We start from the raw sequence: 18639 nt of genomic DNA on the forward strand, positions 1-18639 counted from the left end.
CGCGATACGGCCTAGATGACCCCCGTCAGCCTCAGCACCACAAATGCCAGCGCGGCAAGGACGATGACTGCGGCGGCGCCTCCCAAGGTGGAGCGCCGCCGCTTCTCCTGCCCGCGCGAGGAGAAGATGCTGCGCCTCCCCTTGGGGATCTCGAGGTACTGGCCATAACGGCTGCCCTTGAGCTGGTCCATGGAGCTGCGCGAGCGGCGATATCCGCCGTCCGTGAAGGGCATGGAGCCCACGGCAACATTGGAGTCATGGGCGTAGCCTTGGACGCCGCCGCTGTCCTGGCCAAGGTCGTCGATGGCGGCCTGGGTCTTGTGCGGCGCGCGCGGGCGAACGAAGGGCAGGGGCTCCTCCGCCACGTTTGGCACGTCCGTCTCGGCGACTTCTCCTGCCTGCCGTGTCGCGTCCTGCTCGCGACGCTCTTCTTCGCCCATTCTGGCCCTCCGTGGCTGCGTTTGCGCGGGAGGCTGCTGCCGCGCGCTGTCATGAATGACCACATCATATGGCAGCGGCATCTCCCCTTGCCATAGCGCAGCCAAATTCTTGCGGGAACCATGCTCTGCCCGTGCACGGCCCGCGCTTCGCCCGCCCGCTGCCAACAAGATCGCCGCCACGCACCTGTTCCCTTGCCGACAACAAGACTGCTGCCCAATCGCGTTTGCCCAGCTTGGAGATGTTCAGACTGCTTTTGTTGTCACCATGGGCGCCTATTTGACGGCTAAATCACCCTGAATGACATTTCCCCAGCTGCCGAGAGGTTCTGGCCCATTTTGTTGTCAGCGGGGGCCTTGACGCTGGGGTTGCCGTCAGCCCTGGGCCGTCCACGTCGCGAGCCAGCCCGCGGCTGCCGCGACATCCCGCCCCCTGTCCAGCTTGCAAAAATCTAACAAAGTAGCGCTTAGATTTACTAAGTGCTAATTACTAATAAAATCTTCCAGACAGGTATAGATTCTTGTCAAGCGGGAACAAGAGGTCATGAAAGCCGAAGGCACCCCAAGTAGGGGAGCCACAAGACCTAAGGAGTGAGGCATCATGACCAGCATGATTCCGTACAACCGTTACGACAGGGCCCTGCGCAGGGCGTTCGATCCCTTTGACGCGTTCTTTGGCAACCAGCTCCCCACCCTTGCCAGCGAGGGCGGTTTCAAGATGAACGTCGAGGACGCCGATGACAGCTACGTAATCAGCGCCGAGCTCCCCGGCGTCAAGCGCGAAGAGATCGATGTCGAGCTCAACGAGGGGCGCCTTTCCATCTCCGTCGAGAAGAGGGAGTCGGACGAGGAGAAGGGCAAGAACTATCTGCACAAGGAGACCACCGAGTGGAGTGCCACGCGCGGCGTCTACCTCAAGGACGCGGCCACCGCGGGCCTGAGTGCCAAGCTCGAGGGCGGAGTGCTTACGGTGAACGTCCCCAAGCAGGAGGAGAAGGTCAACGTCACCAAGGTTTCCATCGACTAGGGCCAGCTGGCACGGCTCTGACCCCTGCTCGCACCGAGGCGGGCGCCACGGCAGGTGGCGCCCGCCTCTTTCTCGCTACACTTGTGAGGTACCGCCCTTGACCGCGGAGGTTGTTGATGCCCAGCGTTTTGCGTAGGTTCGCCACGCCCCAGAATCTCTTCGAGCGCCCGTCTCAGAACGATGACATGGAGATGCGGGCCCCTGTGGTGCTCATGGTCTCCGGTGGTGCCGACTCCACGGCGCTGCTCCTGCTTGCCGCGGATTCAGAGCTAGACATAGACGACGGCCGCGGCCTCTCCCGCATAGCTCGTGAGCGCCTTCATGTACTGCATGTGAATCACCAGCTCAGGGCGGGGGCGGCAGAAGAGGACGAGAGCTTCGTTCGTCGGCTCTCGGAAGACCTCGGCATCCCCTGCACGGTGTGCAGCCAGGACGTCGCCGCGCTTGCCCGCGAGCAGGCCGGTGGGTCCTCGAACGTCGAGAACGTTGGGAGGGAGCTACGCTACCAGGCCGCATCCAAGCTCGCGAACGAGCTGTGCGCCAAGGCCGCCGTCCCCCGCTCTGCCGCCCGAATCCTCACGGCGCATACCGCGGATGACCGGGCGGAGACCTTCTTCATGAACGCGATCCGCGGCACCGGAGCCCCGGGTCTCTCGTCTATCCCCCGCAGGCGCAACCGCATCGTTCGCCCCCTCCTTGACCGCACCCACCAGGAGCTTTGCGACCTCCTCCGCATGCGGGACATCCAGTGGCGCGAGGACGCGAGCAACCTGGACACCCATTACCTGCGCTCGTACGTGCGCCATGAGGTCATGCCGCCCATCAAGGCGCGCAACCCGCAGGTGGTGGGCGCCCTCTCCACCACCTGCGACATCCTGGCCGACGAGGACGCCTTCCTCTCTCAGCTCGCCGCCCGCAGCTACCGGGAGCTGGTGCGCCGAGAGGGCCCCTCCATGCTTGCCCTGGACGCCCGGCGCCTGGGGGCCTGCGAGTTGGCCCTTGCCCGGCGCGTGGTGCGCAAGGCGCTTCTCGCCGTCTGTCCCGAGGCCCGTCTCGAGGCGCGCCACGTCAACGGCGTGCTGCGCCTTGTGGCTGCCGGGCACGGCTCCCTAAGCGTGCCCGTGGCCTGCGACGTGCGCGTAGAGTACGGCCTGCTCTTCATTCGCGTCCAGGGCGACTGCCAGGGCCTGCAGCCCGCCTGGCTGGAGGTTCCTGGGAGCCTGCCACTTCCCGACGGCCGGGTTCTGTCGGCGCGCCTGCAGACCATAGACGACGGCAGGAGGGCAGACCAGCTCGCCCTGGCGCATGGCCGCGAGTGGCAGGGCAAGTCCGTGCTCCTCGATGCGCAGGCCTGTGGTCTTGACCTGCCCAGCGGAGGCAGGCTCTGGGTGGATGCGCCCACCCCGGGGGACGTGCTCTGCCCCTTGGGCATGCGCGGGCAGTCCAAGAAGCTCTCGGACCTCCTTGCGCAGGCACGGGTCCCTGCGGCGGAGCGGTCCGGGGTCGCAGTTGTCCGAAGCTCTCCCACGGGGGCCGTCGTGTGGGTGGCGGGAATTCGGCCGGACGAGCGCGTTCGTTGCCAGCCCGCAACAAAGCTGCTGCTAGAATTGAGTATCCTCAAGAAATAGCGGAGACCGCAGAGGGCGTCATCCGCCTGGGGCAGAGGAGGAATGCCACGTGGAGGAGCTTCATCAGGACATCAGTGATGTCATTCTGACTGAGGAGGAGATCCGTGAGGTCGTCTCGCGCGTCGGCGCGGAGATCTCTGCGGACTACGCAGGCAAGAACCCGCTCATCGTGGCAGTGCTGCGCGGCGCGTTCATCTTCACGGCAGACCTCATGAGGGCCATCACCGTGCCCTGCTCCGTGGACTTCATGGCGGTCAGCAGCTACGGGGACTCGGTCAAGAGCTCGGGCGTGGTGCGCATCGTGAAGGACCTTGACACAAAGGTCGAGGGACGCCACGTCATCATCGCGGAAGACATCCTGGACTCTGGCCTGACGCTCAGCTACCTCATTAAGCTGCTGCGGGCCCGCAGGCCCGCCTCCATAGAGGTCGCCACCTTCGCGGTCAAGGACATCCAGGGCAAGGAGCCCGCAATCGAGCCCCGCTACGTGGGAACCCACGTGCCAAACGAGTTCATCGTGGGATATGGCCTGGACTACGCGGAGCGCTACCGCAACCTCCCCTACATAGGGGTCCTCAAGCCCGAGGCCTACGTGTAGGCACAATCGGAACACGCGGGTGACGCGGGGGCATCGCCCTCGCGCGCCAAGGGAACGCCCGGGCGGGGCGTTCCTCGTTTACGGCAAGGAGCCATTCTGGTGACAGACGAGAAGCGGCAAGACGAGACACCCAACCAGGACGAGAGGAGCCAACCCCAGCGCCAGGGCAAAGACGGCATGCCTGAACGAGGACGCCCTGTCGCACCCGGCAGTGGGGACGGTGACCAGGAGGGCCCCCTGGGCGCAGGCCCCCTGCGTCCCGGCGGCCCCGCGCCTCGGAGGCGGCTCGCCATCAGCGCCGCCCTGATGATTGGTTTTGCGATCTATCTGGCGGTCTCGGTGTGGCGCAGCATGTTTGCCGGCCCCGCCTCTGCAGACAGCCTCACCACCAGTGACTTCGTCAAGGCGGTAAGCTCGGACCGCGTTGCGTCGGTGACCTACAGGGCAGCGGACGGTGGCCTGCGCGGCACCTACTGGCCCCCCAAGGCGGACACGGCGGACACCAACCAGCTGAGGCCCTTCACCAGCCACTATGTGGGAAGCGACAGCCTCCAGGGCCTCATGGCGCAGCACTCTTCCACCATCTTCGACATCGACACCTCAACGGACGACCTCATGCAGACCATTCTCGTCTCGGTGGTCCCCACGGTGATCTTGGTGGCCGTGCTGCTGTATTTCATGAACCAGATGCAGGGTCAGAACGGCCGTGCCATGAACTTTGGCAAGGCGAGCAAGGCGCGAACCAGCGCCGAGACGCGCCCCAAGATCAAGTTCTCTGACGTCGCGGGCATAGACGAGGCGGTGGAGGAGCTCAAGGAGGTCCGTGACTTCCTGCGTGAGCCCGAGCGCTATCACAAGATGGGCGCGAAGATCCCCCGCGGCGTGTTGCTGGTGGGACCTCCTGGCACGGGCAAGACCCTGCTGGCGAAGGCCGTGGCCGGCGAGGCGGGCGTGCCCTTCTTCTCCATCTCCGGCTCCGACTTCGTCGAGATGTTCGTGGGCGTGGGTGCCAGCCGCGTGCGCGACCTCTTCAAGCAGGCAAAGGAGGCCGCCCCCTCCATCATCTTCATCGACGAGATCGACGCCGTGGGCCGTCAGCGCGGCGCCGGCCTGGGCGGTGGCCACGACGAGCGCGAGCAGACGCTCAACCAGCTGCTAGTAGAGATGGACGGCTTCGACGACAACTCGGCCGTCATCCTCATCGCCGCCACCAACCGCCCCGACATCCTTGACCCCGCGCTTCTGCGTCCCGGCCGCTTTGACCGCCAGATCACGGTGGACCGTCCCGACGTCAAGGGCCGCGAGAGGATCCTGCGCGTCCACGCGGCGAACAAGCCCCTTGACGATGGCGTCGACTTCGCCCGCATGGCAAAGCTCACGCCGGGCTTCACGGGCGCGGACCTTGCCAACCTCATGAACGAGTCGGCGCTTCTCGCCGCCCGCCGCCACCAGGACCACATCAGCATGAGGGAGGTCGAGGAGTCCATGGAGCGCGTCATCGCCGGCCCCGAGAAGAAGGGGCGCGTGATGACGGAGAAGGAGCGCAGGACCATCGCCTACCACGAGAGCGGTCATGCCCTGGTGGGGCACATCCTCGAGAACTCTGACCCGGTGCACAAGATCAGCATCATCAGCCGCGGCCGCGCCCTAGGCTACACCCTGCAGCTCCCCGAGGAGGACCGCTTCCTCGAGACGCGTGACGGCATGCTCGACGAGATCGCGGTGTTCCTGGGCGGCCGCACCGCGGAGGAGCTCTTCTGCGACGACATCACCACCGGGGCGAGCAACGACCTCGAGCGCGCCACCAAGATCGCCCGCGAGATGGTCACGCGTTACGGCATGAGCGAGGAGCTGGGGACGCAGGTCTACGGCGAGGCCCGACACGAGGTCTTCCTAGGACGCGACTACGCCAATCACAGCGACTACGCGGCGGAGACCGCAAAGCGCATCGACGACGAGGTGGAGCGCATCATGCGCACGGCCCACGAGCGCGCCCGCGACGTTCTCGAGGCCAGGCGCGCCCAGATGGATGCCATGGCAGGCGTGCTTCTCGCGAGCGAGACCATCGAGGGGGAGGCCGTGGAGGCCCTTCTCGGCGAGCAGTGGGCCCAGTACCTCCTGGAACATCCCGAGCTGCAGCGTGCGGCTGCCGACGAGGCGGGCGAGGGAGCCACGGAGGCCTAGGCTTTGGAGTTGAGGTCATCGAGGGCACGGGGCGCAGCTTCTCCGGGGAGGCGCTGCGGCGCTCCTTGGAGCTGACCACATCCTTTATCGACCAAGATCCGTCCCACCAGCGGCACGCACGCGGAAGGCGAGGTAATGTTCATGCCAATCAACCAGCGGAGCTACGACTATGGCAGCGCCAAGTCCAGCATCAGGGAGATTGCCGCCTACGGCGCAGCGCGCAAGGCGGAGATCGGGCCCCAGAACGTCTTCGACTTCTCGCTTGGCAATCCCTCCATCCCCGCGCCCGAGGCCGTGCGCGAGTCCATAGAGCGCTCCTTGTCCCTTCCGCCCGTCCAGCTGCACAGCTATACGCCAGGGGCCGGCCTCCCCCAGGTCAGGGATGCCGTGGCAGCCTCGCTCAACAGGCGCTTCGCCTGCAGCTACAAGGCAGGGGACCTCTACATGACCTGCGGTGCCGCCGCATCCCTCTCCATCAGCTTCCATGCGCTGGTGAACCCCGGAGACGAGGTCATCGTCATCGCGCCGTTCTTCCCGGAGTACTGCGTCTGGATTCAGACGGCCGGCGCGCGCTGCGTGGAGGTCATGGCCGATCCGCAGAGCTTCCAGCTGGACATCGAGGCACTGCGAGACGCCATCACGGAACGAACCAAGGCGATAGTGGTGAACTCGCCCAACAACCCCGTGGGAGCGGTGTACTCGCGCCAGAACCTCCAGGACCTGGCGAGCTTGCTGCATGAGCGCGAGAAGGCCTTGGGAACCAAGGTCTATCTGGTTTCGGACGAGCCGTACCGAGAGATAAGCTATGGCGCCGAGGTGCCGTGGATCCCCTCGGTCTACGACAGGACCATCGTCTGCTACTCCTACTCCAAGAGCCTGAGCCTTCCCGGGGAGCGCGTGGGCTGGGTGCTGGTGCCCGACACCAACCCCGACCACGACGAGCTGGCCTTCGCAGTGGCGGGCGCCGGTCGCAAGCTGGGATTCGTCTGTGCGCCCGCGCTCTTCCAGCGTGTGGTGGCAGACTGCGTCGACGTCCCCAGCGACGTAGCCGCCTACGAGCGGAACCGCAAGGCGCTCACGGAGGGTCTCTCGGCGCTGGGATACGAGTACGTGGAGCCCCAGGGCGCCTTCTACCTCTGGGTCAAGGCCCTCGAGCCCGACGCCCAGGCCTTCTTCGAGAAGGCAAAGTCACTCGAGCTCCTGCCCGTGCCCTCGGACAGCTTCGGTTGCCCGGGTTGGGTGCGCGTCAGCTACTGCGTGGGCTACGAGACCGTCGTGAACTCCCTTCCCGCCTGGGGGAAGCTCGCCCAGACCTACCGATAGGAGCCGGCCATGCTACACATCTCCTGCGACGTGCACACGCACACGCTCTTCTCCCGTCATGCCTACTCAACCATAGAGGAGAACGTGCGCGCCGCCGCCGAGCTGCGACTGGAGCTCCTGGGGTCCACCGACCACTTCTCATCGATGCTCTATCCCGAGGTGGGCAAGACCGAGCGTGCCCAAGGGTATGACCCCCGCGACTTCCAGTTCTTCATGAACTACGGGTGCTGGCCCAAGGTCTGGCATGGCGTCCGCCTGCTGCATGCCTGCGAGGCGGACATCGTCGACCTCAAAGGCAACCTCTTCGGACATGACGTAGTGATGACCCATGAGATAAACGGCAACCCGCTCAGGAGGGAGTGCACGCTCAAGGATCGCATCCTGCGTGACTGCGATTACGTCATAGCCTCGGTCCACAGGGATGACTTCACAATGGGTGCCACCCTTGCCCAGACCACGCAGATGTACGTCTCGGCGCTCGAGGATCCCAAGGTCCTCATCCTGGGCCACATCGGTCGCGCGGGAGTGGCGTTTGACATGGACGAGCTGCTTGCGGTGGCAAAGGAGAAGGGCAAGCTCATCGAGATAAACGAGGCGACCTTCAAGAGTCATCCGGATGCCACGGTGGCGTGCCGCCGCATCGCCGAGCGCTGTGCCGAGCTGGGTGTCATGATCTCAACCGGCACCGACGCGCACATCTCGCACGAGGTTGGCCACTTTGAGGGAGTCCGGGGCATGCTGGAGGAGATTCGCTTCCCGCAGGCACTCGTTGCCACGCGCGATGCGGACAGCTTCCTTGCGGCCATTCGTGGGGCCTTGGGCTAGCAGCCCTCGCCCCACCACAGTCAACCTAAGGAGAGAATCATGAAGGCACGTTGCGTCCACCGCTGCACCCACGTTCTGGATAGGGAGAAGACCGTCGAGTTCTACGAAAGGGCCCTGGGGTTTCGCGTGGTGCGCGTCCAGGGACCGGAGGATGGCTCCTGGTCGAACACGTTCATGGTCAACGACGAGAGCCCCTTTGAGCTCGAGCTGACCTGGAACCGCGGTCGCGTCGATCCCTACGAGAACGGCGGCATGGACATGCACCTGGCGTTTCGCGTCGACGACTTCGACGCCTACCATCGGCTGCACCAGGAGATGGGCTGCATCCAGAAGGAGAACCCCAAGATGGGGCTCTACTTCATCGTGGACCCGGACGGGCAGCGCATAGAGATCCTCCCTGGCCTCTAGGGAGGCGCGGCCTGCGCTTCGCAGGCGTCCCAAGCCCTACAGTCTGATTCTCAGCTCCACGGGGCAGTGGTCGCTGCCATAGACATCCGAGAGAATGGACGCGCCCGTGATGCGGTCCGCGGCGTCGTCGCTCACCAGGAAGTAGTCGATTCTCCAGCCCACGTTGCGCTCGCGGGCACGCATGCGGTAGCTCCACCAGCTGTAGGCGTCGGTACGGTCGGGGTAGAGGCTGCGGAAGCTGTCGGTGAAGCCCGCCTCAAGGAGCTTCGAGAACCCCTCGCGCTCCTGGTCGGAGAAGCCTGCGTTCATGTGGTTGGTGTCGGGGTTCTTGAGGTCGATCTCCTCGTGGGCAACGTTGAAGTCGCCACAGGTGACCACCGGCTTGTCCTTGGCGAGGCCAACCAGGAAGTTGCGGTAGTCCTCGTCCCACACCGTGCGCTCGTCCAGGCGCAACAGTCCGTTCTTGGAGTTTGGGGTGTACACGTTCACAAACCAGTACCTGTCAAACTCCAAGGCGCACACGCGTCCCTCGTCGTCTGCGAACCTGCAGCCGATCTGGCGGATAACCTGCCTGGGCTCCTCTCGGCTGAAGACCGCGGTGCCCGAGTACCCCTTGCGCTCGGCGTGGTTCCAGGTCTGGTGGTAGCCGGGGATGTCCAGCTCCGCCTGCCCGTCCTGGAGCTTCGTCTCCTGGACGGCGAAGACGTCGGCGTCGCAGGAGTTGAATATCTCCGCAAAGCTCGGCTCCTTCTTGAGCACGGCGCGCAGGCCGTTCACGTTCCACGAGACGAGCCTCAGTTCGCGCTCCATCTCCTGGCCTTCTGTGCTGGTCAAGGGCCCTCCTCTAGGGTTCTGCGGCGGCCATTTCGCCTGTGCTTGGACGCGCAGCGCCTGAGCCTGCGCGTCTCGATTGTACGCACTCTCCCCGGCCTTGGGCCAGGATGGACAAAACCATCAGGAGGGGGGTGGGCATGCCGCAGCCCGCGAGCGGCCCGCGCCAGGCGGCCAATGCGTCTGTAGCTTTTGGTGAAGGACCCCCAAGCAGCTACAATCAAGAGCAAAAATGCGGCGCCGTGACTCCCTTGTCCCGAGCGCCCCTGCGAGAGGACCGGTTTCATGCTGCGAGAGGACTATGCCACCTGGCGTTGCGGAAGGCACGAGATATCCCTCTCCCGCCCCCGTGTCATGGGCATCCTGAACGTCACGCCCGACTCCTTCTCGGATGGCGGGGAGAACCTCGACGCCGAGAAGGCTGTTGCCCGCGCCCTCGAGATGCTCGACCAGGGTGCGGACATCATCGACGTGGGCGGGGAGTCCACGCGCCCTGGTCACACGCCCGTGTCGCCCGAGGACGAGGCCGCCCGCATCGTGCCCGTCATCAGGGGCATCCTCGCGCAGGCGCCCACGGCGGTCATATCGGTGGACACGCGCCACGCCGCCGTCGCGAAGATCTGCGTGCGGTTGGGTGCCTCCATCGTCAACGACGTCTCGGGCTTCACCGACCCAGATATGGTTGGCGTCGCTGCGGAGTCCGGTTGCGGTTGCGTGGTCATGCACTGGAACAGGCTGAGCGGCTCGAGCACCCGTCGCTCCGTCACGCTCGACTCCGCACGTCCCGGCAAGGCCGCCCGCCCGCTTCCGGCAAGCACCCGCCGCTTTACGCTGCCCGAGGAAGCTCCCATCATGCGAGAGATCATGGGCTTCCTGGGGGACCAGGCCCGCATCCTCATGAGGGCCGGCGTCGCGCATGACCGCATCTGCATCGATCCCGGCCCGGGCTTCGACAAGGCCGCAGACGCCGACGTCGTCATCCAGCGCGCCACCAAGAAGCTTGTGTCCATGGGATACCCCGTGCTCACGGCGGTCTCGCGCAAGCGGTTCGTGGGAGCCGTGTCCGGCGTCTCTGCGGCCTCCGGGCGCGACGCCGCAACGGTGGGAATGGTGCTTGCCGCAACAGAGGCTGGCGCCCGCGTGCTTCGCGTGCACGATGTGGCCGCCGCCTCCCAGGCCATCAGCGGCTACTGGGCCTGCGCCAAGGCGGATCCCCGGCAGGGCTTCGTTGCCCTCGGCTCCAACGTGGGAGATTGTCTGGACATGATCGCCTGCGCGGTTCGTCTCATAGACCAGATTCCCCTGACCTGCGTGGTCCAGGTGAGCCATGCCTACGAGACGGAGCCCGCCTACGGCATCGCGTCGCCCGTCGCCAACGCGGTGGCGGAGATACGCACCGAGCTCAGCCCGCTGGTCCTCATGGACGCGCTGCTCAGGATAGAGGAGGAGCTTGGCCGCGTACGCGACCCCAAGCTCGCCGGCCATGGCCCCCGCACCATCGACTGCGACCTCGTCTTCGTGGAGGGGGAGCAGCATGCGGGCCCCAAGCTCACGCTGCCCCACCCGCGCCTGGGCGAGAGGGACTACGTCCTGGTTCCCATGGAGGACCTCATGCACGACCCTGCGCGCTACCTGATGCACGCGGGCGTGCCGGTCTATGCTCCCGAAGACCGTGTCGGCCACGTGCTTGCCGAGCTGGGAGAGGTGAGCTGGAGCTAGTGGATGCCCAGGACGCCCTGCCGGAAGAGGCGGCGCACATCTCGCTTACGCTGCGACCCTCCGTTCCCATGCACTACCTGCAGGCGCTGCCCTGGATTGCCGCCCTGGGGCTGGTCGATGCCCTGAATGCCCAGGGGGAGGCCGACGCCGGCATCCTTTGGCCCCATGACGTGCAGAGCGCGCGCTTCGGCAGGTTGCGCCTGCGCTCGCATGGGGGTTGCGACGAGCGGGGCATGTACGTCTCGTTGCGGGTGGACGCATCGCAGGACCTCCGCCTCGGCCCTCTCCGGGACCAAGTCCTCGCGCGCGTGGGGCTCTGGGAGCGTGCCGTCGCCTCGGGGCGGAGCGCCGCGGGCCCGCTCGCCGCGGTCCTCTCGGACTACTTTGACGCCTGCGTGCTCATGGGCCATCAGGTGCAGGCCTGCTATCCCAACGGAAAGCCCTTTGACCAGGGGGAGCTTGCGGGTGTTGACGCCTGGGGCCGTGCGACCCTGCGTCGTGCGGACGGCTCCCTGTTCGAGGTCGCGCCCGAGCAGGCGACCCTCGAGGCCGTCCTCTAGACTGCGTTCCCTGAGCCCTGTCGCTGCGCCCCCTCGCGCGCGGCGCGCTTCTTCGCCCGGTGCTCCCAGATCTGGTAGATGCCCCTGATGGTGAGGTCTGGGTCAAGCGCGTCGAAGAGGTCCGTCGCCTTGGCTATCTCCCGGGACAGCCCTCCCGTCCCCACCACCGTCGCGTCTGGCTCGCCCAGCTCAGCCTTTATGCGCGCCACAAGTCCCTCCACCTGGGCCGCCGCCCCAATCACAATGCCGGACTGGACGGCCTCCTCCGTGCTGCTGCCAAGGGCGTGCTCCGGGCAGGTAAGGGGAACGCTCGAGAGCTTCGCCGCACGCGAGAACAGTGCTCCCGCCGAGAGGAGCAGGCCCGGCATGATGGCTCCGCCGCGAAAGCGCCCCGAGCGGTCAACCACGTCGATGTTGGTTGCCGTGCCAAAGTCCACCACGATCACGGGGGCCCCGTAGGAGCCCTTCGCCGCTATGGCGTTTGCGATGCGGTCCGCGCCCACCTGCGTGGGGTCCGGCATGTCAACGGCGATGCCACAGTCGCGCCTCGCGTCAACAATCAGCACGTCCTGGGCGCGCAGGAGGTTGGTGAGGAGGTACTGCCACTCCTGGGTCAGGATGGGCACCACGCTCGCCACGGCGGCGTCCGTCACGTCCTCCAGCCTGAGGCCCAGCATCAGGAAGTAGCCGAAGAGCCTCTCGTGCAGCTCGTCCGCGGTGTCGGTGCGATCGCTCGCCATGCGCCACTGGCGCGCGAGCTGTCCCCTCTCGTCAAAGAGCCCAAGCGTGGTCTGGGTGTTTCCCACGTCAACCGTAAGCAGCACGATTCCTCCTCAGGGTGGGGTGCCATCAGGACAAGTCTAGCGTCCTGCCCGCCCAATGTATGCGCCTTGTATGGGTGCCTCCTCTCCACGACAGAGACGGATCGCTTTGGTATACTTCCAAAGTTCATTTGTCTTGGTATCCTCCAAGACATCCTCGCCTGGTCGGAAACCAGGCCAAGAAAAGGAGTCCTGAAATGAAGCAAGGCATCCATCCAGAGTACGTTGACTGCACCGTCCGCTGCACCTGTGGCAACACCTGGGTCACCCGCTCCACGAAGAGCGAGATGACCGTCGATCTGTGCGACAAGTGCCACCCCTTCTACACCGGCACCCAGAAGCTTGTCGACACCGGTGGCCGCGTCCAGCGCTTCTCCGACAAGTTTGGTGGTGCCGCCGCTGCCCAGCTCGCCAAGGCCCAGGCCGCCAAGGAGGCCAAGGCGCAGAAGGCTGCCGAGGCCGCCGCTGCCAAGAAGGCCGCCGCCGAGGCAAAGGCCGCAGAGAAGGCCAAGCGCGCCGCCGAGTACGAGAAGAAGGCTGCCGCTGAGGCCGCAAAGCAGGCCGAGCAGGCCGCTGCCGAGGCCGAGACCGCCGAGGCAACCGTCGAGGCCGCCGCTGACGCAGAGTAGCCGCAAGAGCACGTTCACGTACGGCCTGGGGGCCCGTCGAGCGATCGGCGGGCCCCCTCTTGTGGGGGGGATGTCAGAAGGCCGGCCCCNCTTCTTGTGTGGGGCATGTAAGACGGCCGTCCCCGTGCCTCAGATGAAAGAAAGCAGCTCCAGGGTGGTATCCTCTGAGAGTTGAATGATATTTCGCGTGGGTGAATCCGCGTGAACGGCGCAAGGAGAAGGACCATGCGAGACAAGCTTGAGAAGCTCATCGCTGCCTACGAGGAGCTAGAGGCAAGGATGGTTGACCCCGCGGTGGTGGGGGACCCAAAGGAGTACGCGCGCATCGCCAAGGAGCACGCAAGCCAGGCGCCCCTCGTGGCCAAGGCCCGCGAGTACGTCCAGGCGCTCGATGACATAGAGGTCGCCAAGGAGATGCAGCACGAGACCTCCGACGCCGACGAGAAGGCCATGCTCCAGGAGGACATCTCCTCCAACGAGGCCAAGCTCCCCGGCCTTGAGGACGAGATCAAGATCATGCTCATCCCGGGCGACCCCAACGACGAGAAGGACACCATCGTCGAGATTCGCGCCGGCGTTGGCGGAGACGAGGCCGGCATCTTCGCCGGAGACCTCTTCAACATGTACGAGCGCTTCGCCTCCTCCCGCAAGTGGAAGATCGAGGTCCTCTCGTCGAGCCCCTCCGAGGCGGGCGGCTTCAAGACCATAGAGTTCAAGGTCCTGGGCGACAAGGTCTATTCCGTCATGAAGTACGAGAGCGGCGTCCATCGCGTGCAGCGCGTCCCCAAGACCGAGAGCCAGGGCCGCATCCAGACCTCGACGGCAACCGTCGCGGTGCTGCCCGAGGCGGACGAGATCGACATCCAGATTGCCCAGGAGGACCTGCGCATAGACACCTACTGCGCCTCGGGCCCCGGTGGGCAGTGCGTCAATACCACCTATTCCGCGGTGCGCATTACGCACCTGCCCACGAACACGGTGGTGCAGTCACAGGACCAGCGCTCGCAGATCCAGAACCGGGAGGTGTGCATGCAGATGCTGCGTGCCCGCCTGTACGAGGTGGAGCTCGAGAGGCAGCAGGCCGAGCAGGGGGCCTCGCGCCTCGCCCAGATCGGTCACGGCAACCGCTCCGAGAAGATCCGCACCTACAACCAGCCGCAGGATCGCGTGACCGATCATCGCATCGGCTTCAACGGCACCTACAACGGCGTTCTTCTGGGAGACACCCTTCCTTCGGTCATCGAGGCGCTTGCCGCCGCAGAGCGCGCAGAGAAGCTCGCCCAGGCAGTGTAAGGGGGAAGAGGTGCCTTCTGCCCAGGATAAGACTTGGACCGTGGGGGAGGTCCTCAGCTGGACCAGCGGGTACCTTAGGCGCAAGGGCGACGAGCACCCCCGCCTCTCGGCGGAGTGGCTCGTCGCTGATGTGCTGGGACTCTCTCGCGTTGAGGTCTACACTGGCTTCGACAGGCCGCTGAGCGCGGACGAGCGGTCGCGCATGCACGATGCGGTGCTCAGGCGCGCGGGTGGCGAGCCCCTCCAGTACGTCACCGGAGAGATGGCGTTTCGCCACATCGTCCTTCGCTGCGAGAGGGACGTCCTGATTCCGCGCCCAGAGACCGAGGTGCTGGTTGACGTGGCCCTGGAGGGCGTCGATCGTGCCCAGGCGGCCGGGCATGCCGGCCTGGTGCTCGAGGTGGGATGCGGCACGGGCTGCATCTCCTGCTCCATCGCCTCCGAGAGGCCCGGCACCCAGGTGGTGGCAACGGACGTCTCGCCTGCGGCCGTCTCTCTTGCGACGCGGAATCGGGACGCGCTCAACCTTGCCTTCGAGCTGGAGATCGTTGAGTGCGACCTCGCCTCTGGCGTGGACGATCGGCTCATGGGCTGCTTCGACGTGCTTGTCTCCAATCCTCCCTACATCCCCTCGGAGGTCGTGCCCGTCCTTCCCAGCGAGGTCACCTCCTGGGAGCCGGCGCTTGCGCTGGACGGGGGGGTCGACGGCCTGGACGTCTTCCGCCGCCTGCTGGAGCTGGCCCCTCGTGCCCTGCGTCCCGGGGGCCTGCTCTGCTGCGAGCTTTTTGAGACCAACGTGAGCGTGGCCGCCGAGCTCTGCCGCGCGCAGGGCGGCTGGAGCCTGGTGGAGGTGCGCCAGGACCTGACCCGCAGGCCGCGCGTCCTCGTGGCGGTGCGCGAGGGCTCCCTGGAGGAGGGAGGCATCATGGCAAGGCCCAGCAAGCTGATGGCGGTTGACCAGGACAGCCCCGGCCGCCAGCTGGTCAAGACCTGCGCCAGGCTGCTTCTGGACGGTGGCGTGCTGGTCATGCCCACGGACTCCGTCTATGGAATAGGCTGTGCCGCCATGCCGCGCAACCCCGGCCACGAGCGCATCTTCCAGATCAAGAGACGCGAGCGGAGCCAGACGCTCCCATGGCTCGTGGCGGACCCCATCGCCCTGGACGTCTTCGGCGAGGACGTTCCCGTCTGGGCCCATGAGCTTGCGAGACGCTTCTGGCCGGGTGCCCTTACCCTCGTCGTGCGAGCAAGCAGGCTGGTGGGGGAGGAGTACGTGCTTGAGGGGAAGGACGGAGGGCTAGGCACCATCGCCCTGCGCTGCCCCGATTCCAACCTCGTGCGAGAGATCGTCCGCGAGCTGGGCATCCCGCTTGCCACCACGAGCGCCAACACGCATGGGGCCCCCTCTGCCACCAGCGGGTCTGCGGTGGAGGAGCGCCTCGTCGAGATGGCCGACCTCATCCTCGACGGTGGCCCCGCCCCCATAGCCATCGCCTCGACCATAGTGGATTGCACGGGAGAGGCTCCGCGCGTCCTGCGCGAGGGAGCCATACCGGCCTCCGAGGTCCTGCAGCTGGCACGTCACGCCCAGTCGTAGGGGGAAGGCCCTTCGGATTTGCGAGCGACGACCCCTGGTCCCCTCGGGATCCCTGGTCCCCTCGGCATCGATTCTCCAACGCTTCGGTATGGCAAAAGCGCATAGCACGTGTTCAACTGTCGCATAGGGAGCGCGGAATCGCCCGAAAAAAGATAGCCTAAGGTAACTTTTTTTCTGATAATTGGAGGTCAGATTTCCGCTCGCGGAGAATAGACGTCCGCGCGCGGAGGCTTTCACGCCTTGGCCGTGAGCGGACGCTCCGCCGCTGAGGCTATGCTGCATTGGTCAATATCCTCTGCGGAAGGGAGAATCAATGTCAGACAAAGACACGGCCGCTGACGCCGGCGGGATGAAGAAGGAGCTGACGCTCTTCAACTTCTTCACCATCGGCTTCGGCGCCATCATCGGCACCGGGTGGGTGCTCCTCGTGGGCAACTGGATGGTGATGGGCGGGGGTCCCTTCCCCGCCATGATCGCCTTCGCCCTCGGCGCGGTGTTCCTGGTCCCCATCGGCATGGTGTTCGGCGAGCTCACCGCGGCCATCCCCATCTCGGGCGGCATCATCGAGTACGTCGACCGCACCTACGGCCGCCAGCTCGGCTTCCTGACCGGCTGGATGCTCCTGCTGGGCAACGCGCCCCTCTGCCCCTGGGAGGCCATCGCGATCTCGACCCTGCTCACCGACCGCTTCGCCAAGTTCCCCGTCCTGAACTGGCTCACCTCGGTCAAGCTCTACACCATCCTCGGCGCGGACGTCTACCTGTGGCCCACGGCCATCGCCCTGTGCGCCGCCGTGCTGGTCATCTTCCTGAACTTCAAGGGCGCCGGCGCAGCCGCGAAGCTCTCCAGCTTCCTCACCAAGGCCCTCCTCACGGGCATGGTGCTCGCCATGGTCATCTCCTTCATGACCGGCTCGCCCAGCAACGCCCTGCCCGTCTTCTCCCAGGTGTTCGACACCGCCGCGGGCGACACCAAGGCGACCAGCCTCGTGGGCGGCATCATGGCGGTCCTCGTCATGACCCCGTTCTTCTACGCCGGCTTCGACACCATCCCCCAGCAGGCCGAGGAGGCCTCCGAGGACCTCGACTGGAAGAAGTTCGGCATCATCCCGGCGCTCGCGCTCCTCGCGTCCGGCGGCTTCTACCTGGTCTGCATCTACGCCTTCGGCTCCATCATCGACTGGCACGAGTTCGTCGTACCCGCCGTCCCCGCCCTGGCGGTCCTCGAGCGCATCAACCTGTTCTTCTACATCGCGATGCTCGTCATCGCCACGCTCGGCCCCCTCGGCCCCATGAACGCGTTCTTCGGCGCCTCGACCCGCCTGATGCTGGCCCTCGGCCGCAAGAGGATGCTCCCCGAGGTCTTCGCCGAGATCGACCCCGTCTCCGGCGCCCCCAAGACCGCCAACGTCGTCCTCGGCGCCCTGACGCTCGTCGGCCCCTTCCTGGGCCGCAACATGCTGGTCCCCCTGACCAACGTCGCCTCCCTCGGCTTCATCTTCGCCTGCACCATGGCCGCCCTGGCCTGCCTCAGGCTCCGCAAGACCGAGCCCGACCTGCCCAGGCCCTACGAGGTCAACGGCGGCGTGGCCGGCATCGGCGCCGCCATCCTCGCCGGCCTGATCATCATCGGCCTCATGGTCCTGCCCTTCAGCCCCGCCTCCCTCAACATGATCGAGTGGACCATCACCCTGGCCTGGATCGCCATCGGCTTCGCGATCTTCTTCGCCTGCGGCGGCGCGAGGGCCAAGGCGTAGGGGCGCGGCGTCAGACGTGACACGGAAGGTTGTCTCATGGCACCTAACATTCGAAAGCTGCAGGCCCTGATCGCGACGGTTGACATGGGTAACTTCACGAATGCGGCGGGCATGCTGGGCTGCAGCCAGTCGTCCGTGAGCCGCATGGTGCAGGGGCTCGAGGAGAAGTGGGGCGTGAAGCTGCTCGAGCGCAGGGGTGGAAAGGTCACCCTGACGGCGGAGGGACAAGACCTCCTTCCCGACATCCGCGACCTCTGTGACAGCTACGCGCATCTGGGTGGCCATGTGGACAGCCTGAAGGGAGTCGAGTCCGGGGTCCTGAGCATCGCCGCTCCGGCGAGCATAGTGACGCATCGCCTTCCGAGGGCCCTGTCCCTCTTCGCCGCCGGACACGAGGGCGTCGAGATCCGCATCGTCGTGTGCACCTACGAGGATGCGGAGCGCCTCGTCGAATGCGGGGGCGTGGACGTGGCCTTCATTCCCGGCCAGCCCAGCTCGGAGCGGTTCGTGTCCAGGCTGTTCGAGCGGGACGAGATGCTTGTGGTTGGCCCGCGAGGGCACTTCTCCTCCGTCGGGGAGAGGGTCATGCTCCAGGGGATAGTCAACGAGCGCTTCGTCGTGGACACCGAGACGGCCCCCCTTCTTCAGAAGAAGCTCACCAACACCGTCATCCGATGCATCTCCTCCGATGTCACGTGCATACTCGCCCTTGTCGAGGCGGGCTTCGGCATATCGCTGCTGCCAAGCCTCGCCCTGACCGACCAGCGCTTCGACATAGACGTCAGAAGGCTGGACCCCCCGGCCTTCCGATCAATGTACATGGTCTATCCGCGCAACAGGACGCTCTCCCATGCGGCCAGGGTCTTCGTGGACTGCGCCATGGGGATGAAGGAGGGCGGCACCCCGCCTGACGCAGGGGCGTCGCGCGGAAAGAGGGGGAAACCACATGCGTCCGGTGGCGCATGTGGCAGGGAACGGACATCATCGGCAGACAAGGAGTAGC

At 65.9% G+C, this 18639-nt stretch carries 17 protein-coding genes; 14 read left to right on the forward strand and 3 right to left on the reverse strand.

What is annotated here, in order from left to right:
• Positions 1-11: 11 nt before the first annotated feature.
• The gene (locus tag CZ375_RS07840) at positions 12-440 is read right to left on the reverse strand and encodes a hypothetical protein (RefSeq protein WP_077598653.1); all 429 of its coding nucleotides are present in this window, start codon (positions 438-440) and stop codon (positions 12-14) included.
• A gap of 598 nt (positions 441-1038) precedes the next feature.
• On the opposite strand from CZ375_RS07840, the gene CZ375_RS07845 reads away from it, so the two are divergent.
• From CZ375_RS07845 to CZ375_RS07875, 7 genes are all read left to right on the forward strand, one after another.
• On the forward strand, positions 1039-1464 hold the full coding sequence (locus CZ375_RS07845) for an Hsp20/alpha crystallin family protein (RefSeq protein ID WP_077598654.1): 426 nt from the start codon (positions 1039-1041) through the stop codon (positions 1462-1464).
• Between the two features lie 116 nt (positions 1465-1580).
• Positions 1581-3092, forward strand: a complete 1512-nt coding sequence (gene tilS, locus CZ375_RS07850) for a tRNA lysidine(34) synthetase TilS (protein ID WP_077598655.1) — start codon at positions 1581-1583, stop codon at positions 3090-3092.
• Positions 3093-3141: 49 nt separating this feature from the next.
• Positions 3142-3690 (forward strand): hypoxanthine phosphoribosyltransferase, encoded by a 549-nt coding sequence (gene hpt, locus CZ375_RS07855; RefSeq protein ID WP_077598656.1) that lies wholly within the window; start codon positions 3142-3144, stop codon positions 3688-3690.
• Between the two features lie 177 nt (positions 3691-3867).
• Positions 3868-5874 (forward strand): ATP-dependent zinc metalloprotease FtsH, encoded by a 2007-nt coding sequence (gene ftsH / locus CZ375_RS07860; protein WP_077598812.1) that lies wholly within the window; start codon positions 3868-3870, stop codon positions 5872-5874.
• Between the two features lie 141 nt (positions 5875-6015).
• Positions 6016-7197: a pyridoxal phosphate-dependent aminotransferase gene (locus tag CZ375_RS07865; protein WP_077598813.1), complete on the forward strand. Its 1182-nt coding sequence runs from the start codon at positions 6016-6018 to the stop codon at positions 7195-7197.
• A 9-nt stretch (positions 7198-7206) separates the two neighbouring features.
• On the forward strand, positions 7207-8022 hold the full coding sequence (locus tag CZ375_RS07870) for a phosphatase (RefSeq protein WP_077598657.1): 816 nt from the start codon (positions 7207-7209) through the stop codon (positions 8020-8022).
• A 39-nt stretch (positions 8023-8061) separates the two neighbouring features.
• Entirely contained in the window at positions 8062-8430 is a 369-nt protein-coding gene (locus CZ375_RS07875) for a VOC family protein (protein ID WP_077598658.1), read from the forward strand.
• Between the two features lie 36 nt (positions 8431-8466).
• Here CZ375_RS07875 and CZ375_RS07880 read toward each other — a convergent pair whose 3' ends face one another.
• On the reverse strand, positions 8467-9240 hold the full coding sequence (locus tag CZ375_RS07880) for an exodeoxyribonuclease III (RefSeq protein ID WP_077598814.1): 774 nt from the start codon (positions 9238-9240) through the stop codon (positions 8467-8469).
• Between the two features lie 306 nt (positions 9241-9546).
• Here CZ375_RS07880 and folP point away from each other — a divergent pair, with 306 nt between their 5' ends.
• The gene (gene folP / locus CZ375_RS07885; protein WP_077598659.1) at positions 9547-10980 is read left to right on the forward strand and encodes a dihydropteroate synthase; all 1434 of its coding nucleotides are present in this window, start codon (positions 9547-9549) and stop codon (positions 10978-10980) included.
• The gene (locus tag CZ375_RS07890) at positions 10980-11540 is read left to right on the forward strand and encodes a hypothetical protein (protein ID WP_077598660.1); all 561 of its coding nucleotides are present in this window, start codon (positions 10980-10982) and stop codon (positions 11538-11540) included. Before folP ends, CZ375_RS07890 begins: the two co-directional genes overlap by 1 nt.
• Here CZ375_RS07890 and CZ375_RS07895 read toward each other — a convergent pair.
• The gene (locus tag CZ375_RS07895; RefSeq protein WP_077598661.1) at positions 11537-12364 is read right to left on the reverse strand and encodes a type III pantothenate kinase; all 828 of its coding nucleotides are present in this window, start codon (positions 12362-12364) and stop codon (positions 11537-11539) included. The genes CZ375_RS07890 and CZ375_RS07895 overlap by 4 nt on opposite strands.
• Before the next feature lie 194 nt (positions 12365-12558).
• Here CZ375_RS07895 and rpmE point away from each other — a divergent pair, with 194 nt between their 5' ends.
• The 5 genes from rpmE to CZ375_RS07920 all read left to right on the forward strand — a co-directional run bounded on the left by rpmE (position 12559) and on the right by CZ375_RS07920 (position 18638).
• Positions 12559-12990, forward strand: a complete 432-nt coding sequence (rpmE, locus tag CZ375_RS07900; RefSeq protein ID WP_077598662.1) for a 50S ribosomal protein L31 — start codon at positions 12559-12561, stop codon at positions 12988-12990.
• 225 nt (positions 12991-13215) lie between these two features.
• Positions 13216-14283: a peptide chain release factor 1 gene (gene prfA, locus CZ375_RS07905; protein ID WP_077598663.1), complete on the forward strand. Its 1068-nt coding sequence runs from the start codon at positions 13216-13218 to the stop codon at positions 14281-14283.
• Positions 14284-14293: 10 nt separating this feature from the next.
• Positions 14294-15880: a peptide chain release factor N(5)-glutamine methyltransferase gene (gene prmC, locus CZ375_RS08485; protein WP_077598664.1), complete on the forward strand. Its 1587-nt coding sequence runs from the start codon at positions 14294-14296 to the stop codon at positions 15878-15880.
• Between the two features lie 313 nt (positions 15881-16193).
• Positions 16194-17636 carry an APC family permease gene (locus CZ375_RS07915; RefSeq protein ID WP_077597316.1) on the forward strand — a complete coding sequence of 481 codons (1443 nt, stop codon included), beginning with the start codon at positions 16194-16196 and terminating at the stop codon, positions 17634-17636.
• A gap of 36 nt (positions 17637-17672) precedes the next feature.
• Positions 17673-18638, forward strand: coding sequence for a LysR family transcriptional regulator (locus CZ375_RS07920; protein ID WP_077598665.1), 966 nt, complete (start codon positions 17673-17675; stop codon positions 18636-18638).
• The last annotated feature ends 1 nt before the right edge of the window (position 18639 follow it).

This window comes from Olsenella urininfantis (assembly GCF_900155635.1).
Classification (GTDB): Bacteria; Actinomycetota; Coriobacteriia; order Coriobacteriales; family Atopobiaceae; genus Olsenella_G; species Olsenella_G urininfantis.